The 19,698-nt window shown below is 69.8% G+C and carries 15 protein-coding genes; 3 read left to right on the forward strand and 12 right to left on the reverse strand.

Going from position 1 to position 19,698, the window contains the following annotated elements; translation table 11 throughout:
- Nucleotides 1-382: 382 nt before the first annotated feature.
- Together EST54_RS21900 and EST54_RS21905 are read left to right on the forward strand one after the other, a co-directional pair.
- Nucleotides 383-2,035 carry a sensor histidine kinase gene (locus EST54_RS21900; RefSeq protein ID WP_129249428.1) on the forward strand — a complete coding sequence of 551 codons (1,653 nt, stop codon included), beginning with the start codon at nucleotides 383-385 and terminating at the stop codon, nucleotides 2,033-2,035.
- The gene (locus tag EST54_RS21905; RefSeq protein ID WP_129249414.1) at nucleotides 2,032-2,706 is read left to right on the forward strand and encodes a DUF7342 family protein; all 675 of its coding nucleotides are present in this window, start codon (nucleotides 2,032-2,034) and stop codon (nucleotides 2,704-2,706) included. The genes EST54_RS21900 and EST54_RS21905 overlap by 4 nt, the downstream gene beginning before the upstream one ends.
- A gap of 161 nt (nucleotides 2,707-2,867) precedes the next feature.
- On the opposite strand, the gene EST54_RS21910 is transcribed toward EST54_RS21905, so the two are convergent.
- The 6 genes from EST54_RS21910 to EST54_RS21935 form a co-directional block, all read right to left on the reverse strand.
- Nucleotides 2,868-4,472: a solute symporter family protein gene (locus EST54_RS21910; RefSeq protein WP_129249415.1), complete on the reverse strand. Its 1,605-nt coding sequence runs from the start codon at nucleotides 4,470-4,472 to the stop codon at nucleotides 2,868-2,870.
- On the reverse strand, nucleotides 4,469-4,990 hold the full coding sequence (locus tag EST54_RS21915) for a DUF485 domain-containing protein (RefSeq protein ID WP_129249416.1): 522 nt from the start codon (nucleotides 4,988-4,990) through the stop codon (nucleotides 4,469-4,471). The genes EST54_RS21910 and EST54_RS21915 overlap by 4 nt, the downstream gene beginning before the upstream one ends.
- A gap of 107 nt (nucleotides 4,991-5,097) precedes the next feature.
- Nucleotides 5,098-5,772, reverse strand: a complete 675-nt coding sequence (locus EST54_RS21920; protein WP_129249417.1) for a response regulator transcription factor — start codon at nucleotides 5,770-5,772, stop codon at nucleotides 5,098-5,100.
- The gene (locus tag EST54_RS21925) at nucleotides 5,769-6,935 is read right to left on the reverse strand and encodes a sensor histidine kinase (RefSeq protein ID WP_129249429.1); all 1,167 of its coding nucleotides are present in this window, start codon (nucleotides 6,933-6,935) and stop codon (nucleotides 5,769-5,771) included. The genes EST54_RS21920 and EST54_RS21925 overlap by 4 nt, the downstream gene beginning before the upstream one ends.
- Before the next feature lie 30 nt (nucleotides 6,936-6,965).
- Nucleotides 6,966-7,454 (reverse strand): DUF1453 domain-containing protein, encoded by a 489-nt coding sequence (locus EST54_RS21930; RefSeq protein WP_167511589.1) that lies wholly within the window; start codon nucleotides 7,452-7,454, stop codon nucleotides 6,966-6,968.
- 156 nt (nucleotides 7,455-7,610) lie between these two features.
- Nucleotides 7,611-9,731, reverse strand: a complete 2,121-nt coding sequence (locus EST54_RS21935) for a DNA gyrase/topoisomerase IV subunit B (RefSeq protein ID WP_129249419.1) — start codon at nucleotides 9,729-9,731, stop codon at nucleotides 7,611-7,613.
- A 443-nt stretch (nucleotides 9,732-10,174) separates the two neighbouring features.
- On the opposite strand from EST54_RS21935, the gene EST54_RS21940 reads away from it, so the two are divergent.
- Complete coding sequence (locus tag EST54_RS21940; protein ID WP_003981845.1) at nucleotides 10,175-10,405, forward strand: DUF7455 domain-containing protein; 231 nt, start codon at nucleotides 10,175-10,177, stop codon at nucleotides 10,403-10,405.
- A gap of 123 nt (nucleotides 10,406-10,528) precedes the next feature.
- Here the strand turns inward: EST54_RS21940 and EST54_RS21945 are convergent, their stop codons facing one another.
- The 6 genes from EST54_RS21945 to EST54_RS21970 form a co-directional block, all read right to left on the reverse strand.
- The gene (locus EST54_RS21945) at nucleotides 10,529-11,338 is read right to left on the reverse strand and encodes a serine protease (RefSeq protein ID WP_129249420.1); all 810 of its coding nucleotides are present in this window, start codon (nucleotides 11,336-11,338) and stop codon (nucleotides 10,529-10,531) included.
- 136 nt (nucleotides 11,339-11,474) lie between these two features.
- Nucleotides 11,475-13,028 carry an RNA polymerase sigma factor gene (locus EST54_RS21950; RefSeq protein WP_129249421.1) on the reverse strand — a complete coding sequence of 518 codons (1,554 nt, stop codon included), beginning with the start codon at nucleotides 13,026-13,028 and terminating at the stop codon, nucleotides 11,475-11,477.
- A 404-nt stretch (nucleotides 13,029-13,432) separates the two neighbouring features.
- On the reverse strand, nucleotides 13,433-14,434 hold the full coding sequence (locus EST54_RS21955) for a FadR/GntR family transcriptional regulator (RefSeq protein ID WP_129249422.1): 1,002 nt from the start codon (nucleotides 14,432-14,434) through the stop codon (nucleotides 13,433-13,435).
- A gap of 823 nt (nucleotides 14,435-15,257) precedes the next feature.
- A complete protein-coding gene (locus EST54_RS21960) occupies nucleotides 15,258-16,022 on the reverse strand; it encodes an NUDIX hydrolase (protein WP_129249423.1) in 765 nt (254 codons plus the stop codon).
- Between the two features lie 48 nt (nucleotides 16,023-16,070).
- Entirely contained in the window at nucleotides 16,071-18,062 is a 1,992-nt protein-coding gene (locus tag EST54_RS21965; protein ID WP_129249424.1) for a glycogen debranching N-terminal domain-containing protein, read from the reverse strand.
- A 215-nt stretch (nucleotides 18,063-18,277) separates the two neighbouring features.
- Nucleotides 18,278-19,648 carry a DUF4192 domain-containing protein gene (locus tag EST54_RS21970; protein WP_244942587.1) on the reverse strand — a complete coding sequence of 457 codons (1,371 nt, stop codon included), beginning with the start codon at nucleotides 19,646-19,648 and terminating at the stop codon, nucleotides 18,278-18,280.
- Nucleotides 19,649-19,698: the final 50 nt, after the last annotated feature.

Genomic DNA, 19,698 nt, shown 5'->3' on the forward strand with positions numbered 1-19,698 from the left:
AACCACGTGCAGCAGCAGAACGTGCATCCGCGGCAGCCCGTGATCGCGACGCACTCAGGCGGTGTCACATATGCGTCGCCACCCGGCCACCCTCCGAATTCGCCCTTATGAGGGATTACCGGCCCGACCATCACCGCGCTTACTGTTCGTTCGTATGGGCGAGAAGGAAGAGTCCGTTCCGCGCCCGAGCGCCACAGAGCCCTCGGGTTCCGCGCCGCTTCCCGCCGCCGCGACGGTCTCGCTCGCCAGCACTGTCCCGTCGCACAGCAGCACGGCCACGTCCGGTATTCGGCTCGCCGCCCATCCCGACCGCCGACCGACCGCCTCCAGGCTGCACCGGCCGCGACTGGGCTGGCCACGGAAGGTGTTCTCCCAGGTCCTGATGGTGCAGCTGGCCATCGCCGCGGGTGTCACCGCACTGGCCACCGGCCTGTTCCTCGCCCCGCTCAGTGCGCAACTCGATGATCAAGCAATGCGCCGCGCCCTGTCCATCGCGCAGACCACCGCCGCCGAGTCACATCTCGACGACGCCCTGGAGTCCTCCCGTCCCACGCGCCACGGTCCCGTACAGAACGAGGCGGAGCGGATTCGCGCCGCCACCGGGGCCGAGTACGTCGTGATCATGGACAAGCGGGGGGTGCGCTGGTCCCACACCGACCCGGACGAGATCGGACGCCATGTCTCGACCGACCCCAGCGTCGTGCTCTCCGGCCAGGAAGTCATGCAGATCGACGAGGGCACTCTCGGCCGGTCCGCACGCGGCAAGGTCCCGCTCCGTGACGAGCAAGGCAAGATCGTCGGAGCCGTCTCCGTCGGCATCGCGTACGAGAGTGTGCGGGAACGGCTGCTCTCCACCGTCCCTCAGCTGCTTGCCTACGCGGGTGGAGCCCTCGCCGTAGGCGCCCTCGCTGCCTACATTGTCTCCCGCCGTCTCCAGCGCCGTACCCACGACCTGGCGTTCTCCGACATCTCCGCGCTCCTCGCCGAGCGGGAAGCAATGCTGCACGGCATCCGTGAGGGGTTCCTCGCGCTCGACAAGCACGGCCGTATCCGCCTCATGAACGACGAGGCACAGCGACTCCTCGAGCTACGCGCCGAGGACACCGGCCGTCCCCTGGACACGGTCCTGCCTCCTGGCCGTACAACCGATGTCCTGGCCGGCCGCGTGTCGGGGGCAGACCTGCTGGCCGTCAGCGGGCACCGGGTTCTGGTGGCAAACCGTATGCCCACTGAAGACGGCGGTGCCGTGATCACCTTGCGCGACCGCACCGAACTGGAACGGCTCGGCCGCGAACTGGACGGCACCCGCGGACTCATCGATGCCCTCCGTGCCCAGGACCACGAACACGCCAACCGGCTGCACACTCTCCTCGGTCTGCTCGAACTCGGGCTGCACGACGAGGCAGTGGAGTTTGTGACACAAGCCGTAGGCGTGCATCGTGCGACCGCCGAGCAGGTCACCGAGCGCATCCACGATCCCCTGCTGGCTGCCCTCCTGGTGGGCAAGGCCACAGTCGCCACCGAGCGCGGTGCCTCCCTTCGCATCTCCCCCGATACGCATGTGCCCGACCGTCTGGTCGATCCGCACAGTCTCGTCACCGTGCTCGGCAATCTCATCGACAACGCCCTGGATGCCACGTCGGGTGAGCGCGACGCACTCGTGGAAGCCGAGGTTCGCACCGTTGGCCGGACCGCCGTTGTACAGGTCAGCGACAACGGACCCGGCGTGCCCGAAGCACGTCGCGCCGAGATCTTCACCGAGGGCTGGACGACCAAGGATCCGCCCGCCCATGGGCAGCGCGGCATCGGTCTGGCGCTCGTACGGCGCCTCGCCGAGCGCTACGGAGGCAGCGCGGAGGTCGGCGAGCGCCCCGGCGGCGGTGCGGTATTCACCGTCACGGTCCCCGACGCGCTGTCCGACGAGCTTCCAGAGGGGCGTGAGGCCTCCCAGGAGGCAACCACGGGAACCCACAGCTCCGGGCGAGCCACCTTGGACACTCGCCTTCCCGGGGGCGCGACCGAGGCCAGCCAATGATCGACGTACTGGTCGTGGACGACGATGTGCACGTGGCAAAGATCAATGCGGCGTACGTCGCCAAGACCGACGGATTCCGGGTCAGCTGCGTCGCGCACACCGCTGCGGAAGCCCTTGCAGCCTTGGAAAGTCACCCCGTCGATCTGATCCTTCTGGATCACTACCTTCCCGACAGGACAGGCCTGCAGCTGGTCGGCGACCTGCGACGCCGCGGTCTGCTCACCGACGTGATCATGGTGACGGCGGCGCGCGATGTCGCCACCGTGCAGGCTGCCATGCGCCACGGTGCCCTGCAGTATCTGGTCAAGCCGTTCACCTTCGCGGGCCTGCGCTCCAAGTTGGAAGGCTACGCGGCACTGCACCGCACGTTTGCGGGCGGCGGACAGGCGGAGCAATCCGAAGTGGACCGGATCTTCGGCGTGTTGGGCGCCGCCAACGCGGGCCCCGCCGAGTTGCCGAAGGGGCACTCCACCGCCACCGCCGACCGCGTGCGCTCAGTGATGCGCTCCGCGGACGCCCCGTTGTCCGCGCAGGACGTCGCTCTCCAGGCGGGACTGAGCCGGCAGACCGCCCAGCGCTACCTCAAGCTCTTGGAGCGCGCAGGGCGGGTGCGCCTCACCCTCAAGTACGGCGAGACCGGCCGCCCCGAGCACCGATACGAGTGGGTCTAGGCCCGCCAACCACCACCGGGGAGCGACGGATGCGGGGATGGCAGAGCGTACGGGAAGGGCGAGGGCCAGGGATCCGCCACACGGCTGTGTGCAATCCCGCCCGTCCTGCCCGTGCCCTCCAAGTCCAGGGCCTGCCCGCCCCTGGACTTGTCGGGGCCCCCTTAAGCCGCCCCCGCCCCCGTGAGCGCCCGTACCTCCGTCTCTGCATGCCGCGCCTCGTCGGCAGCCTCTGGGGAGAGCAGCGTTCCCAGCCAGCCCATCAGGAAGCCCAGCGGGATCGATACGACACCGGGGTTGTCGAGCGGGAAGACGGCGAAGTCCAGTCCAGGGAAGATCGACTCCGAGCCACCGGAGACCACCGGTGAGAGGACGACCAGGGTGATCGCCGGGATCAGACCGCCGTACACGGACCAGACCGCCCCCCGGGTCGTGAAGCGGCGCCAGAAGAGGGTGTACAGCAGGACCGGCAGGTTGGCTGAAGCAGCGACGGCAAAGGCCAGGCCCACCAAGAAGGCAACGTTCAGGTCCTGGGCAAGCAGGCTGAGGCCGATGGCAACCGCGCCAACCGCCACCGCCGCAATACGCGCCACGGCCACCTCGGCACGCTGGGCGTCCTGCGCCGTGCCGCGCGCGCGTCGCAGCGAGGCATACAGGTCGTGTGCGACCGAGGCCGACGAGGCGAGCGTGATGCCGGCGACAACGGCCAGGATGGTGGCGAACGCGACCGCGGCCACCACCGCGAAGAGAACCGTTCCCCCGGTCGAACCGGCGCCGCCTCCCAGGTTGAGGGCGAGCAGCGGGACAGCGGTGTTGCCGGCCGTATTGGACGTATGGACGGCCGAGCTGCCCAGCACTGCTGCAGCACCGAAGCCGAGCACGATGGTCATCAGGTAGAAGCCGCCGATCAGACCGATGGACCAGACGACGGAGCGACGGGCGGAGCGCGCCGTGGGAACGGTGTAGAAGCGGGAGAGGATGTGCGGCAGCCCGGCCGTCCCCAGAACCAGAGCGATGCCCAGGCTGATGAAGTCGAGCCGCGCGGTCCAGCCCCCGCCGTATTTGAGACCGGGAGTGAGGAAGTCACGGCCGTGACCGCTGCGTTCGGCGGCGGTGTTCAACAGGGCGTTGATGTCGCCGTGGAACCGGATCAGTACCAGGACGGTCAGGGCGATGGCACCGCCCATGAGGAGTACCGCTTTGACGATCTGGATCCAGGTTGTGGCCCGCATGCCGCCGAAGGCGACGTAGACCACCATCAGGGCGCCGACCCCGATCACCATCCAAGTACGGGCCTGCTGGCTCGCCCCGCCCAGGAGGAGGGCGACAAGACTGCCGGCGCCGACCATCTGTGCCACCAGGTAGAGCACGGACACGGTGACGGAGGCCGTGCCGGCCGCGATGCGGACGGGGCGCTCCCGCATCCGGGCGGCGACGACATCGGCAAGGGTGAACCTTCCGCAGTTGCGGACCAGTTCGGCGACGAGGAAGAGGACGACGAGCCAGGCGACGAGAAAGCCGACCGAGTACAGCAGGCCGTCGTAGCCGAAGAGAGCGATCAGTCCGGAGATGCCGAGGAAGGACGCGGCGGACATGTAGTCACCCGCGATGGCGAATCCGTTCTCCATGGGGGAGAAGAGCCTCCCGCCCGCGTAGAACTCCTCGGCGGAGCCGTGCCGGCGGCGGCTCACCCAGGTCGTGATCGCCAGGGTGACGGCGATGAACACACTGAACAGAACCAGTGCGAGGGTCTGATGGTCGCCGGTCAACGGATGTTCCCCCCGGTGAGTTCCTGCGTTTCCCAGCGGATGTCGAGCGCCGCGCGGTCCCTGCGCAGCCGGGCATGGCGCGCGTAGGCCCAGGTGAGCAGGAACGTGGTGGCGAACTGACCGAGTCCTGCGAGCATCGCGACGTTCAGGGCGCCGACGACGCGATGAGCCATGAGGCCCGGCGCTGCGGTCGCTGCCACCACATAGGCGAGGTACCAGACCAGGAAGACCGCTGTGCCGGGGAGGACGAATCGCCGGTAGCGACGACGCACCTCCTGGAAAGCCGTACTTCGTTGCACCGCCAGATAGATCTCGTCGTGGGGCGCGGATCGTGGTTCCGCTACCGGGACCGGCGTGGGTACCGGTACCGGTTCGGGCTTCCCTGTGCGGTCCCACTCGCCCGCTGGTTTTGCCGCCTCACCCAGCTCGCCCCACCCGGAGGCGAGAGCGTCGTACCAGGGGTCGTCGAGCCGTAGGGCCCCTGACTCACCGGCCGAACGGCCGTCCTGCTTGTCCACCGAACTCTCCTTGGTGCACGGGTTTGTTGTCCGTGTGGCCCAAGAGTGGACAGAAAGGAAGATCCTGGACTCTTCATTGCGAACCCTTCACCCCATCAGGTGACGGACTATTGCGGCGGCTGCGCAAGGCCGTGACGGTACGCGTAGTGGATGGCCTGCGCCCGGTCCCGCAGCCCCGCTTTGGCGAAGAGATTGTTGATGTGGGTCTTCACGGTCGCGGTGGAAACATGCAGGGTACGGGCGATCTCCGGGTTAGACCGACCTTCGGCGACCAGCCGCAGCACCTCCACCTCACGGGCAGTCAGTCCGTCCGGGCGCTCGTCGGGCGATTGCGGCGCCGTCCGCACGGGCTCCGTGAAGCGCTCCAGCAGCCTGCGCTGAATCCTGGGCGACAGCCCGGCCTCGCCCGAGATCACGTCGGCGATGGCGCGGACGATCTCGTCGCCGTCGGCATCCTTGGTCAAATAGCCACGGGCGCCGGCCTGGAGAGCGGGAAAGAGCGAGTCGTCGTCCGCGTAGGTGGTGAGCACCACCACCTGGGTACCGGGGTGCCCCGCGCGGATACGGCGGGTGGCCTCGACGCCGTCGCAGCGCGGCATCCGCAGGTCCATCAGGACGACGTCGGGGGTGAGTTCGGCGACGAGGCGGACCGCTTCCTCACCGTCCGCGGCAGATCCGATGACCTCGATTCCCGGCAGCAGCCCCAGCAGCATCACGATTCCTTCGCGCACCACCGTCTGGTCATCGGCGACCACGACCCGCGTCACCGTGCCCGCCGTCATGCGGGCACCCGCAACCGCACCACGAAACCCTCCTCGTCGGGGCCGGACTCCAGTGTTCCGCCGAGGAGTTCGGCGCGCTCTCGCATCCCGAGCAGACCGTACCCGGAGCCGGTCTCCGCGAGCTCGCCGGGCGTGCCGCGACCGCCGGAGTCGCGCACCTCCAGCCCGATGTCGTCCGCCGCGTACTCCAGCCGCACGCTCACCCGGGCGCCCGGGGCATGCTTGCGTACGTTCGTGAGCGCCTCCTGGGCGACCCTGCGGACCGCGAGGCCCGCCTCGGCCGGAACGACACGGGCCGTACCCGTCACAGCCAGCCGGACGCCCTCAGTGGCGGTCAGGCGGCGCAGGAAGTCCTCGACCGGGATCATCTCCCCGCGCAGCGCGGAAAGCGCCTCACGGGTGCCGTCCAGCCCTTCACGGGCCATTCCCCGGCACGCCGTCACCCGCTCCAGGAGCTGCGCACGGTCGGCCTCGAGGTCGGTGCTGCGCTGGATCAGCAGCCGCGCGGCCTCCAGGTGCACCAGTTGGGCGCTCAGGCTGTGTGCGAGGACGTCGTGGATCTCGCGCGCGATCCGCCCGCGTTCGGTGAGCGCCGCCGATTCCGACTCGGCCTTACGGGCGGCCCGTTCCTGCGCCAGCAGCCGCTGGGTGTTGCCGCGCGCCTCGGCGTCCAGCCGTACGACGTAGCCCGCCAGTCCCAGGCCCACGGCTGTTGCGGCGGTCGCCCACCAGTTGTCGTGGTTCAGTGCGGCGTACCCGCTCAGGGCGGTGGCGGAGCACGGTACGGCGACGCTCATGGGCAACCGCTCCATGGCGATGACGGCGCAGGCGCACCACAGGACGACGGCGGGCGTCCGCGCCCCCACGTATGCAAAGCCGAGGGCCGCAGCCACCAGTACGGCGAACAGTCCGATGGACGGCCACAGGTGACGGGCCAGCGTCGTCCGGAAGAAGCCGCGGAACGCCAGCATCGTGACGGCCACGCCGGTGCACAACGCCATCAGGCGCCATCCGGTGAAGGCCGGCCCCACCAGGGTGGTCCACACCAGCCCCGCCACTACTGCAATGCGCACCGACCGGCCGATCCACAACCGGGCGCCACTGACGCCCTCACGGGACAGCGATTCCCGCAAGGGCCAGCTCGTCCAGGAGTTCGGCGGCACTACGGTCCCTTCCACGGCGCGCACAGAGGCTCAGCCCGCCACAGGGACACGGTACGTCCGATGCACTACCTGGGCCCGCCAGGTGGTGACGCCGGCCCGGGTCAGCAGCATCGCAGCAACGGAGAGCATCGTGGCCGCGCTGCCCTGGTGGATGCCCATGGCCGCGGCGATACCCATGAGACCGACCCGCAGCACCATGCCGCAGAGCCACACGCCGGCCGCCGCCCAGCTTCCCTTGGTCCAGACCGCACCGTCCTCGTCCGTCCAGATGCGCGTCGTCCAGGCCCAGCCGGCGCCGCAGGCCAGCCCGATCAGGATCTCCAGGCCCAGGAGGACGGCCGATGCCACGTGGTGTGCCGGGTCCACGAGGCCGGGCTGCCGCACCGCCATGACCGTCAGGACGACCGGAATCAGCCACCACGCCTTGCCCTCCGACGAGATGCGCTGCGCCGCGAACTGCCGGATGAACACCAGCGCGATGACGCCGGTGATCACAACGATGTTGAGCGTGCCGCTCATGACCTGGCCCTCCATGGGACGGGAATTTCGACGTCTCCGACGCTATGGAGCGGCGCCACCGTGCGGATCGGCACCAGGGTGGGGCCCGGGTGGAAAAGGCGACGGGCGTTTCTCCACCCAGGGGTGGAGAAACGCCCGTCGGAGGCCGCGGACGGCTCAGGTGTCGATGCGCGAACGGTCCAGAGTGGACGCGGAGTTGGTGATGAACTCCTTGCGGGGGGCGACTTCGTTGCCCATCAGGAGGTCGAAGGCCTTCTCGGCGGCTTCGAGATCGCTGATGTTGATGCGGCGCAGGGTACGGTGGCGCGGATCCATGGTCGTCTCGGCAAGCTGGTCGGCGTCCATTTCACCCAGGCCCTTGTAGCGCTGGATGCTGTCTTTGTAGCGGACCTTCGTGCGCTGGAGTTCGAGCAGGGTCTGGCGCAGCTCGTTGTCCGAATAGGTGTAGATGTACTTGTCCTGGCCCTTTTTGGGGTTGATCAGTTCGACGCGGTGCAGTGGCGGGACGGCCGAGAAGACCCGGCCCTCCTCGACCATGGGTCGCATGTAGCGCTGGAAGAGGGTCAGCAACAGGCAGCGGATGTGGGCGCCGTCGACGTCCGCGTCGGCGAGGAAGATGACCTTGCCGTAGCGGGCGGTGTCGATGTCGAAGGTCCGGCCGGACCCGGCCCCTATGACCTGGATGATGGCCCCGCACTCGGCGTTCTTGAGCATGTCCGAAACGGATGACTTCTGGACATTGAGAATCTTGCCGCGGATCGGCAGCAGCGCCTGGAATTCCGAATTCCGCGCCAGCTTCGCGGTGCCCAGCGCCGAGTCGCCCTCGACGATGAAGAGCTCGCTGCGGTCGACGTCGTCGCTGCGGCAGTCCGCGAGCTTGGCCGGCAGCGAGGACGACTCCAGCGCGGTCTTCCGCCGCTGGGCTTCCTTGTGCTGCCGGGCGGCGATGCGCGTACGGGCCGCGGCGACGACCTTCTCCAGGACGGAGCGCGCCTGCTGCTTGGCGTCCCGCTTCGTGGAGGTCAGGAACGCCTTGAGTTCCCGGCTCACCACCTGGGCGACGATCCGGGACGCGGCGGAGGTGCCGAGCACCTCCTTGGTCTGCCCCTCGAACTGCGGCTCCGCCAGTCGTACGGTCACGACCGCGGTGAGGCCCTCCATGGCGTCGTCCTTGACGACGTCGTCCTCGGCCACGCGCAGCAGCTTGCTCGACCGCAGAACCTCGTTGACGGTCTTGGTGATCGACCGCTCGAATCCGGAGACGTGGGTGCCGCCCTTGGGCGTCGCGATGATGTTGACGAACGACTTGATCGTCGAGTCGTAGCCGGTGCCCCAGCGCAGCGCGATGTCGACACCCAGCTCCCGGGTGACCTCGGTCGGCGTCATGTGGCCGCGGTCGTCGAGAACCGGGACGGTCTCCTTGAACGTGCCCTGGCCGGACAGCCGGAGCACATCGCACACGGCCTTGTCCTGCGCGAGGTACTCGCAGAATTCGCTGATGCCGCCGTCGTAGTGGAAGGTCTCCTCTGTCTTGCCGGCGCCGTCGATGCCCCGCTCGTCGCGTACGACGAGGGTCAGGCCCGGTACGAGGAAGGCCGTCTGCCGCGCGCGGGCGTACAGCGTCTCCAGGGAGAGCTTGGCGTCCTTGAGGAAGATCTGCCGGTCGGCCCAGTAGCGCACCCGGGTGCCGGTCTTGGTCTTGGGGATCCGCTTGCCCTTGAGCAGGCCGTTGCCCGGATCGAAGGGGGCGTCGGGACCCGATTCGGTGAAGATGCCGGGTACGCCGCGCCGGAAGCTGATCGAGTGCGTCTTGCTGCTGCGGTCCACCTCGACGTCGAGCCGCGCGGACAGGGCGTTGACGACCGAGGCGCCGACGCCGTGCAGTCCGCCGGAGGCCGCGTACGAGCCGCCGCCGAACTTGCCGCCGGCGTGCAGCTTGGTCATCACGACCTCGACGCCGCTGAGGCCGGTCTTCGGCTCGACGTCGACGGGAATACCCCGGCCGTTGTCCCTGACCTCCACCGACCCGTCGTCGTGGAGGATCACCTCGATATGGTCGCAGTAGCCGCCCAGCGCCTCATCGACGGAGTTGTCGATGATCTCCCACAGGCAGTGCATCAGGCCACGGCTGTCCGTCGAGCCGATATACATGCCGGGACGCTTGCGGACGGCTTCGAGCCCCTCGAGGACGAGCAGATGCCGCGCGGTGTAGTTGGAACCGTCCCGGTCTGCCCCGGTCAGCACTGCGGTGGACGGCACGGACATCTCGGCGGTCACGCGGTTCGCTCCTCGCTGAATTTCTGGCAGCCCGCATTCCGCGGACTCGGTTGTGGCGGTGTCGCCGGTCAGAGGGTACCGAGGCCTGGTAGAGCCGATGTGACGCCACCCGTAAGCATGCTCATGCTAGTAGAATTTCGCTCGCATGTTCGATCCCTCGTTGGGGTGACGTCGCAGTGACGTGCACATCACGTTCCCTTCGAGGCATGAACCATTTAGGCTCCGGGCACGTCCTCATCAACAACCGGCAAGCCAGCCGGGAGGGCAGACCCAACGACCAACGTGAATCAGACCACCAAGCAATACGGCTCATTCGCCGCCACCCGGCAGCACCCGGCCCCCTCGGAGAGTTTTTTCGAGGAAAAGGCACGAGCGGGAACGTTTTCGGCCTGGTTGGATGTTGACCCTGGTACGACAGCTCGTCGAGCTAGAGAAGAGGCGACGTGACTACTGTTCTGACACCCGCGAGCCCGCTGACGGCCGCTGACCGCTGCGACCGCTGCGGCGCCCAGGCATACCTGCGCGTCGTCCTGATGTCCGGCGGAGAACTGCTCTTCTGCGCCCATCACGGTCGCAAGTTCGAGCCAGAACTCAAGAAGATCGCCGCGGAAATACAGGACGAGACGGAGCGGCTCACCGCTTCTCCGGCGTCCGCGTCCGATGAGGAACGCTGACACTTCGCATCCACGACGAGCGAACAGCGGCACAGCGCCGTACTGCGGGCGGCCCCCCGACACCACCGGGAGGCCGCCCGCAGTTGTGCGTCCTCACGCGGGCCTGAGAGCTCTCCGCGCGGATCAGCCGGCCCCGTGTGCGGACACCGCCGGGAGCAGCGCAGAGGCGCGCGTATAGACCCCTGGACTGCCCGCCTGGCCGCAGCCGGTCCCCCATGACACCAGCCCCACGAGTCGTCCCCGGACGACCAGCGGCCCACCGCTGTCCCCCTGGCAGGCGTCCCTGCCGCCGGTCGGCTCCCCTGCGCACAGCATCGACTGCGCACGGTACCTACCGTCGGCATTGCCCGGGTAGGCCCGCGCACAGACCGCATCGGGCAGCACATTGACGTGCGCCGCCCGCAGCTGTGACGCATAGCTGCCCCCGCCCGTGGTGTCCCCCCAGCCGTAGACCGTGGCCGCGTTCCCCGGGCGGTAGGCGCTGTCGTGCCGTCCCGCTATCGGGATGGGCCGGTTCGGAACCGGCCTGGCCAGCGTGAGGACGGCCATGTCACCGTCGTTCGTCCAAGTGTTGTAGCCGGGGTTGACCCAGACCTTCGCGGGCTTGAGCTCCTGGCCCCCGCCACCGGTGAGGTTGTCGCGTCCGACGACGATCCTCAGGTCCCGCACCTGCCGCCAGGAGACGCCCAGCACCTCTCTGCTAAGGCAGTGCGCCGCTGTGACCACCGTTGAGTGCCCGACGAGCACGCCGCCGCAGAACTGGCCGGAGCGCTGGGCCCCGAAGCGCCCATGAGAGGCCAGCGCCACCGCCCAGGGACTGTGCGACAACGGTGCGGGTCTGCCACCGATCACCACCCCGTCCGCGGCCGCCGACGCCGGCAGGGCGAGGACCAGCGCGAGGGCCGCAAGGGCAGCGTGGGCGGTCGGACGCATACGGACTCCTGACTCCGGGACAGTGCATGCATACCCAGAGTGACGCCATCGATCACCCTGCGCACCCGGACATGCGTGAGCCCGGCCTCTCAGCGGGGAGAGACCGGGCTCGTGGCACTGTCCGGGCGGGCCCGAACTAGTCGAGGTAGTCGCGCAGCACCTGGGAGCGCGACGGGTGACGCAGCTTCGACATGGTCTTCGACTCGATCTGACGGATCCGCTCACGCGTGACGCCGTAGACCTTGCCGATCTCGTCCAGGGTCTTGGGCTGACCGTCGGTGAGACCGAAGCGCATGGAGACGACGCCGGCCTCGCGCTCGGAGAGGGTGTCGAGAACCGAGTGCAGCTGCTCCTGCAGAAGCGTGAAGCTGACCGCGTCGGCCGGGACGACCGCCTCGGAGTCCTCGATGAGGTCACCGAATTCGCTGTCGCCGTCCTCACCCAGCGGGGTGTGCAGCGAGATCGGCTCGCGGCCGTACTTCTGGACCTCGATGACCTTTTCGGGGGTCATGTCGAGTTCCTTGGCCAGCTCCTCCGGGGTGGGCTCGCGGCCCAGGTCCTGGAGCATCTGGCGCTGGACGCGCGCGAGCTTGTTGATGACCTCGACCATGTGGACGGGGATACGGATCGTACGGGCCTGGTCGGCCATGGCGCGGGTGATGGCCTGGCGGATCCACCACGTCGCGTAGGTCGAGAACTTGTAGCCCTTGGTGTAGTCGAACTTCTCGACCGCACGGATCAGACCGAGGTTGCCCTCCTGGATCAGGTCCAGGAAGAGCATGCCGCGGCCGGTGTACCGCTTGGCCAGGGAGACGACCAGACGGAGGTTGGCCTCCAGGAGGTGGTTCTTCGCCCGGCGGCCGTCCTCGGCGATGATCTCCAGCTCACGCTTGAGCTTCGGCGCGAGCTTGTCGGCGTTCGCCAGCTTGTCCTCGGCGAACAGGCCCGCCTCGATGCGCTTGGCGAGCTCCACTTCCTGCTCGGCGTTGAGGAGCGGGACCTTACCGATCTGCTTGAGGTAGTCCTTGACCGGGTCGGCGGTGGCGCCGGCCGCGGCGACCTGCTGCGCGGGGGCGTCGTCCTCGTCGTCGTCGGACAGGACGAAGCCGGCGTTCTCCGCGCCCTCGGCGGCCTCGGGAGCGTCGCCCTTACCGGGCGCCGGGGTCTCCTCGGTCACCTCGTCTTCGAGCAGCTCGTCGACGTCCTTCTTGGACGCGGTCTTCTTGGCGGTGGCCTTCTTGGCCGTCGTCTTCTTCGCGACGGTCTTCTTGGCGGCCGTCTTCTTCGCCGCTGCCTTCTTCGCGGGCGCGGACTCGGACTCACCGGCCGGCGGGTCCGCCACAGGGGCGGGGGTCGCGGCGGCGGTGGTCTTCTTGACCGTGGCGGCCTTCGCCGCGACGGTCTTGGTGGCGGTGCGCTTCGCCGGACTCTTCGCTGCGACGCTCTTGCGGGTGCGCTTGGGCGCCTCTGCGGCACTGACCATCAGCGTCACACCCTCCTCGTCGAGGATTTGGTTGAGGCTGCGCAGAACGTTCTTCCACTGGGTTGGCGGAATCTGGTCAGCCTCGAAGGCCCGACGCACGTCATCGCCGGCGATCTGCCCATCTGCCTTTCCCCGCTCGATGAGCGCCATCACAGACTCGGACTCGGCGATCTCCGGCGGGAGCGTACGGGATGTGCTGGCCGACACGAACAACCTCTCGGAACGATGGAAACGGCTTCCGACCCCGTCCACTGTGGATCGGAGCCGACGACCGCCGGTGGGGATGGACCGACGGCGCAGGGGCAACCGGGGAGTTGAACAGCGTCATTCACGCCGCTCTTATTCCCTCCTCGGCTATCACCTCTTAAGTCATCGCGCTTCCCTGAAGAGTGTTACGCCCAATCTGCGTGGCCCGAGTCACACCCCATAACGACCCATTCCCAGTCATATGACATGCAACCCTCCCGAGACCTGTCGCCGGATCCGGTCGACGACCCGGATCCGGCGATCTTCTGCGCCTGCGCCGCGTACGGCGTGCCCTGCCCGGAGGGGCGTGCAGGGCACGGAAGCCACGCGGCGCCCACCGTCCGTACGCCGTCGGGTACGGGCCTTCAGTGCTCGCGGGGCGCGGGGACGACGTGATCGACGGGCGTCCCGGAGCCCTGTCCGGCGACCTCGCCATGGGCGGCGAGGAGCTGGCGCATCGCGGATTCGGCCGCCGTGGCGTCGCCGGAGCCGATGGCGTCGACGACCCGCATGTGCTGTCCCACGGACGTCTCGACCGGTCGCTCGCAGCCGCCGGCGGCACCACCCGAGACGTGGAGGGCGGCGGAGACGATGCCCGAGAGGTGCTCGAGCATGCGGTTGCCGGCGAGCTGCAGCAGCAGCGAGTGGAACTCGGCGTCGGCGCGGGAGAACGTCATGGTGTCGCCCTGGGCCGCGGAGTGGCCCATGATCTCGACCATGTCGGCGAGCCGCTGCTGGATGTCCTCACGGCTGTGGCCCGCGGCGAGCCGGGCGGCGAGGGGCTCGATCGTCCAGCGCAGCTCACAGAGCTCACGGCGCTGGTCGTCGCGTTGCGGCCCGTAGGCCCGCCACTCGATGATGTCCGGGTCGAGGAGGTTCCAGTCGCTTACCGGGCGTACCCGGGTGCCGACGTTCGGGCGGGCGCTGACGAGGCCCTTGGCCTCGAGGACTCGCAGCGACTCACGGACGACGGTGCGGGAGACCTCGAAGCGCTGGCCGATCTCCTCAGGGACGAGCGGGCGGTCGGCCCCGAGATCGCCTGAGACGATCATCTGGCCCAGCTGCTGGACGAGTTGGCCGTGCAGGCCACGTCCGCGGCTGCCGGCCGCGCGACGGCCGACCCGGCCGATGTCTGCCTCTGAGCCGTCCCAGACCTGCGAAACGCGCTCTGCACGGTCCTGGCCGGCCGCGCTGGCGGCGTTCGCGGCGTTGCCCGCGTTGGCGTAGGGGTAGCGGTCAAGCTCGCCCGGGCCTGCGAGGCCGGTGTCGCCGGGGCGAGCCGCGGTCATCATGGTGTGCGCAAGGGTACTCACGCATCTGTTGTCGGCGACACCCTGAACACCCTTGAGGTCTTTGGTGAAAAGCACACGAAAGGGTGATCGCCCCCCATCCCTGAATTGACGCTTTATCGGAAAGAAATGCGCTCTCTGCGGCGAGTTGTGGACAGTGGCCACAACAACAGCGCACCAAAACATATGCCTTACTCGATCAGCAGCAGCAGTCGCACCGCACCGAGAGCGCATCACCACAGGCCAGAAGGGCGCGGGCAACGCCGTTGCCCCGTCTGCTGGTTGGGCCGTGAACCGCATCACGAACCGGTGCGCATTGGTCAATTCCGAACGGGCTCTTGACGCCGCCGCCAGGGGCACGTGAGACCTCACCTCAGGCACTTCGACGGGAATTCTCCGGCAATCCCGTTACGCCGGAACTGAATACACCACCGGCCCCTCTTTTCACTCCGGCAGGACCCGACAGCCGCTTCGCTCAACTTGCCGCGACGGCAGGACATTCCATGACCCAACAGCGAAGAGGCGGACCGAAGACAGCGTCGGACCAGGGGCCGGAGAGCGCGATATCGGCCGGGACACAGGGGCCGGGACCACCGGCTACGGGCCCGACAGGGCTGGTCGCCCTCACGTCGGCGCCCCGGCCGGGCGGAGCCACACACCCATGACACCGACGGCGGGCGGGCATGGGCGGTTGGGGGCGCCGAACGGGTCCGACGGCGGTGAGCCGGACGCCCCTTGCGGGGCATGAAGCCGGCGGTAAGCGGGCGTGGCGACGTAAGGACTCACCCGGCCAAAGTAACCGCGATATGTCCTATTTTCTCGTAATTGCTCGACCTTGACGCTTCGCCGTGTCACCGTGGGTGAACTTCGCCCCTTCGGTGTCGCGCGCTGTCCGCGACGCTCAGACCTCGGGGCGGAGCATCGGCGGGTTGAGCAGCGTCGCCCCGCCGGCTCTGAACAGCTGTGCGGGACGGCCGCCCTGACGCGTCGTCGTACCGCCCGTGGGCACCAGGAAGCCGGGGGTGCCGGTCACCTTGCGGTGGAAGTTACGGGGGTCCAGGGCCACCCCCCAGACCGCCTCGTACACGCGGCGCAGCTCGCCCACGGTGAACTCCGGTGGGCAGAAGGCCGTGGCGAGCGAGGAGTACTCGATCTTCGAGCGGGCGCGCTCCACACCGTCGGCCAGGATCCGGGCGTGGTCGAACGCGAGCGGAGCCGCCAGCTCACCCTCGCGGGTGAGGGTGTCGTCCTGCCCCAGGAGGGTCTCCACCGGTGCCCAGCGCGCGCTGTGGGCGTCGCCGCCGGCCTTGGGAGCGGGCAGGTCGGGGGCGAGTACCAGATGCGCGACGCTGACGACCCGCATCCGGGGGTCCCTCTTGGGGTCGCCGTAGGTGGCGAGCTGTTCGAGGTGTGCGCCGTACACGGGTGACGGACCGGCCGGGGACTGGGCGTGCAGACCGGTCTCCTCGGCGAGCTCCCGCGCGGCCGCGCCCTCGAGGTCCTCGTCGGCCCGGACGAATCCACCGGGCAGGGCCCAGCGGCCCTGGAACGGCGGCTCACCGCGCCGCACGGCCAGCGCACACAGGGCGTGGCGGCGCACGGTGAGCACGACCAGATCGACAGTGACGGCAAAGGGCGGGAAGGCCGACGGGTCGTAGGGAGGCATGGCGTGATCATAGTCGTCCGCCTGACGATAAACAGGCCCATCACCACCTCACGAGCCCAGTTGCAGACCTTCCGCCGCCGTCTCCACCAGCCCCATGCCGAGTCTGCTGACCCGTACGGCGAACGGCTGCTCGGCCACGCTCAGGCCGGTCAGCTGTAGCGCGCCGAGCGGGGCGGTGGCGAGCGGCCGCACGGACACCGTCCCGGCAGGAACATCGGGGCGCAGACCGGCGAGGGCGACGAGTATGTGCACCGCACCGGCCGCCGCCACGGCAGCGGGGCGGCAGGCCGCCGGGTGCGGTACGGGGACGCCGCCGGCGGTGCGCTGCTCCCCCGCGTACATCTCGGGGAGGCGGTAGCCGAAGCTGTCCGCCGCATCGAGGATTCCCCTGGTCAGGGCGCCGGCTGCCCGCTCATGGCCCGCCGCGGCCAGTCCGGCGGCGGCGATCGCCGTGTCGTGGACGCGGACCGCACCGCTGCGGTGGCCGAACGGGTTGTAGCCGCTCTCCCTGGTTCCCCTTCCACGCAGACCCCATCCGGAGTCCATGGCGGGGCTCTCCAGTGCTCTGGCCAGTTGGTCGGTCTGGGTGGCGTCCAGCAAGCCGGGTGCCAGGGCCCCGCCGCCGAGCAGGCCGGTATCGAGGAGAGGGACGCTGGTGGAGCCGAGGTGCGGGACGGGCCGCCCATCGGCGGTGAGCAGGGCGGCGGGGCGGCCGCCTGCGTTGTCCTCCCACCAGAAGTCCCTGCGGAACCGGGTGCGCAGGTCAGCGGCCCAGTCCCGGAGCGCCGTCGCGTCGGATGATCCGACGGCTTCGAGGAGATCGGCACCCAGGAGAGCGGCGCGATGGGCATGAGCCTGGGTCTCGCATCGGTACGGTCCGTCGGGCGCGGGGTCGGGGACGTAGCCGCCGCAGCTGCCCCCCGGTGGATCGGTGACGGTCCTCAGCCATCGCAGGCAGCGCTCCGCAACGGGCAGCAGCCGCTCCGTCTCCTGCTCGGGAAGCCCCCAGCGGCGCGCCTCCGCGAGGACGGTGGGAAACAGAAGGGTCGCCTCGATGCCGGTGCAGCTTGGCGGGGCATGCGGTCCGGCGTCCCGGAGCGGACCGGGAATTCGGCCGAAATCCGCGCCTGGTGCGGCTTGTTGGCTACGGGCGAGCGCCCGCAATGTGCCCGCGGCGAGCCGGGTGCCCAAGGGCAGCAGCATCCGCGCGGCCCACAGCGCCTCGACCGGTGCCAGTCCACAGCGCCAGGGGAATCCGCCGGCCACAAAGATGTCCGCTGCGGCGGCCGGATCACGCATCACCAGGCCGTGCAGATCGTCGAGGCTTGCTGCCATGAGCACGTCGGCCCGGTGGTCGTCACATTCGAGCCGGGCCGCCGTCCAGGGACGCGGTGGGCGGGCACTGCGCGTGCGCGTCACGCCGGGTCCGGTGCGCGGGCCGGGGATGAGGACGGTGCCGGGGCGGCGGTCGCCTGCCGGTCCGCCGGTGTCCTGTTCCAGTGCGGTGTGCAGCTCGATGGTGCGGCGGCCGCCGGGTGGCAGATCCAGTTCCCAGCGCAGCAGGCCCGGCGAGGCGAGCGCGTCCTGGGGTGCGGGCGACGCGGACACCACCGCATGCACACCGGGCCCCGACCAACGCAGCCCGGAGCCGTGGACAGTGGCGTTCCGTTCCGGCCCCGGCAGGCCCACGGCGATGGCTCCGAGCTCTGCAAGGTCCGTGCCCAGCCGGATCTCGACCGGCAGCCGCACGGGCCGCGCGGAGCTGCTGTGGAAGGTGATCCGCTCGGTGCCGTCGGCGGAGCGCAGCCGTTCCACGCGGATGTCCGGGTCCGGTCCGCGCTCTCCCGCCCTGCGGATCGTCCCGAGGAACCGGGCCCGGTCCGCACCGTTCAACCTCCCCTGGACGACGAGCGGTTCATCGCCCGCGACCCGGAGTTCGCAGCGGGACAGGGCCCGCCGTCCGTCGCGATAGAAGCCGTCCATGCCGTGGCCGGTCAGCTGCCCCGACGCCGGGGACACCGCGAGGGCCGGGAGGGCCACACAGACGAGTGAGGAGTGGACGGGTTGCGGTTGCGGGGGCCGGGGCGGCGCCGGGCGGCGCTCGCCGGGCGGCCGATGAACCGGCTGAGTGAGGGGGACGATGCCTGGCACGCTCTGCGCTCCCTGGTGAGGTCGGGGCTTCGTACGGCCTACGCCACTCAGGTGAACGGCCCGGCCGGCGCCCAGGTCACGCCGGCCGCGCTGCCATGTCGTGTTCACCGCCGGCTCCGGTCGCCGTCCCGGCCGGCCCGGCGCCTGCCGCGACCGTCCGTCGAACGGGTGCCGGGGCCCGTGCCGCCGCGAGGTCCGCGGGGGCGGCCGGCCGGCCCGCGCCTGGTCGGCCGTCGTGTCTCCTTGGTGGTGGACGGGGAATCGGTGGCGGGCGCGGGCGCATCCTCGGCGGCGCTCGTCACCGCATCGTTCTGCTCGCGCAGGCAGCGGCGCAGCGGCTCCGGATCGAGGCCTTCATTGATGGCGCGGTGCAGCAACTGGGCGAAGGTGTAGTCGGGGTCGAGCGACAGGGCGCAGTTGAGGGCGATGCGTGCCGACGGTCCGTCCTCGGTGGACCAGCAGACCCAGCCCGCGAGGGTGAGCGGGGCCGCCGCGTGCTCGGCGTAGCCACCGGCGCAGCGGCGGGCGAGGGCGCGCCAGAGCCGGAGGGCCGGCGCGGCAACTGAGCCGTCCATCCACTCCGCTGCCCGGTCGCGCGTGACCCGGTCCTGGAGGCCGAGGATGAGATCGGCGGCCTCGGCATCGGTGATCAGCGCGTCGTCGCAGGCGTCCCGGGCCCGGTTGCTGCCCGAGGGGGTGTCCTGACGGAACCGGTGGATCATGGCGCCGGCCAGGTCGAGGGTGTCCCGCCGGACGGTCGCCGCGCCGTCCCTCTCGAGCATGCGCGGCACCAGCGCGCCGGCCGCCGCGTCCAGCGCCTTCTCCTGCTCCGCGGCCCGCCTGCCGGTACGGGGCATCAGCCTGGCCTCCATCTCCTTGAGCGAGCCGCGCACCTGCATACCCGCGTATGCGGCGGCCGCGGCCATCACGGACGTGCCGGGCATGACCATGGGCGTGCCCTCCGCGGGGCAGCACCGGAAGTCGGGGCAGCAGTAGGACCAAAAGCGGCCGTTGGACAGGCACAGGGCTTCCAGGACCGGTACGTCGAGCGCACCGCAGGCGGTACGCAGCCGTTGGGCGAGCGGCCGGAGCCGGTCCTTGACGTCCTTGCCGCTCTCGCCTTCCGCGGGCTCCTGGCAGAGGTAGACGAGGATCGCCTCGGGCCGGGCGTCACGCTCCTGGCCCGCGGAGATCAGACAGTCGGCGAGCTGGTCGGCGACATCCGGCCACTGCGCGGTGTCGGTGGGGATACCGAGCCTGACCCGACCGCCGAAGCGCCCGCGGTCGCCGTGCAGCGCGATCAGGACGATGCTGTCATCCGGATAGAAGCCCATGAGATACGGCAAGGCGTCGGCGAGTTCGGCCGGGCTGCGGAGGGTGACCTGGGCTTCGGTCGGCGGCGCCGGGACCGCGTCGGAAGTGGCGGAGGAGTGCGTGGGGCCGGACCGGGTGGGCGGGGTGGAAGAGCCGGCCACCCGCCGAGGCCAGAGCCTGCGCCAGCTCCGGAGGCACGCACAGCGAACCG

The sequence above is a fragment of the Streptomyces sioyaensis genome (assembly GCF_004122735.1).
Lineage (GTDB): Bacteria > Actinomycetota > Actinomycetes > Streptomycetales > Streptomycetaceae > Streptomyces > Streptomyces sioyaensis.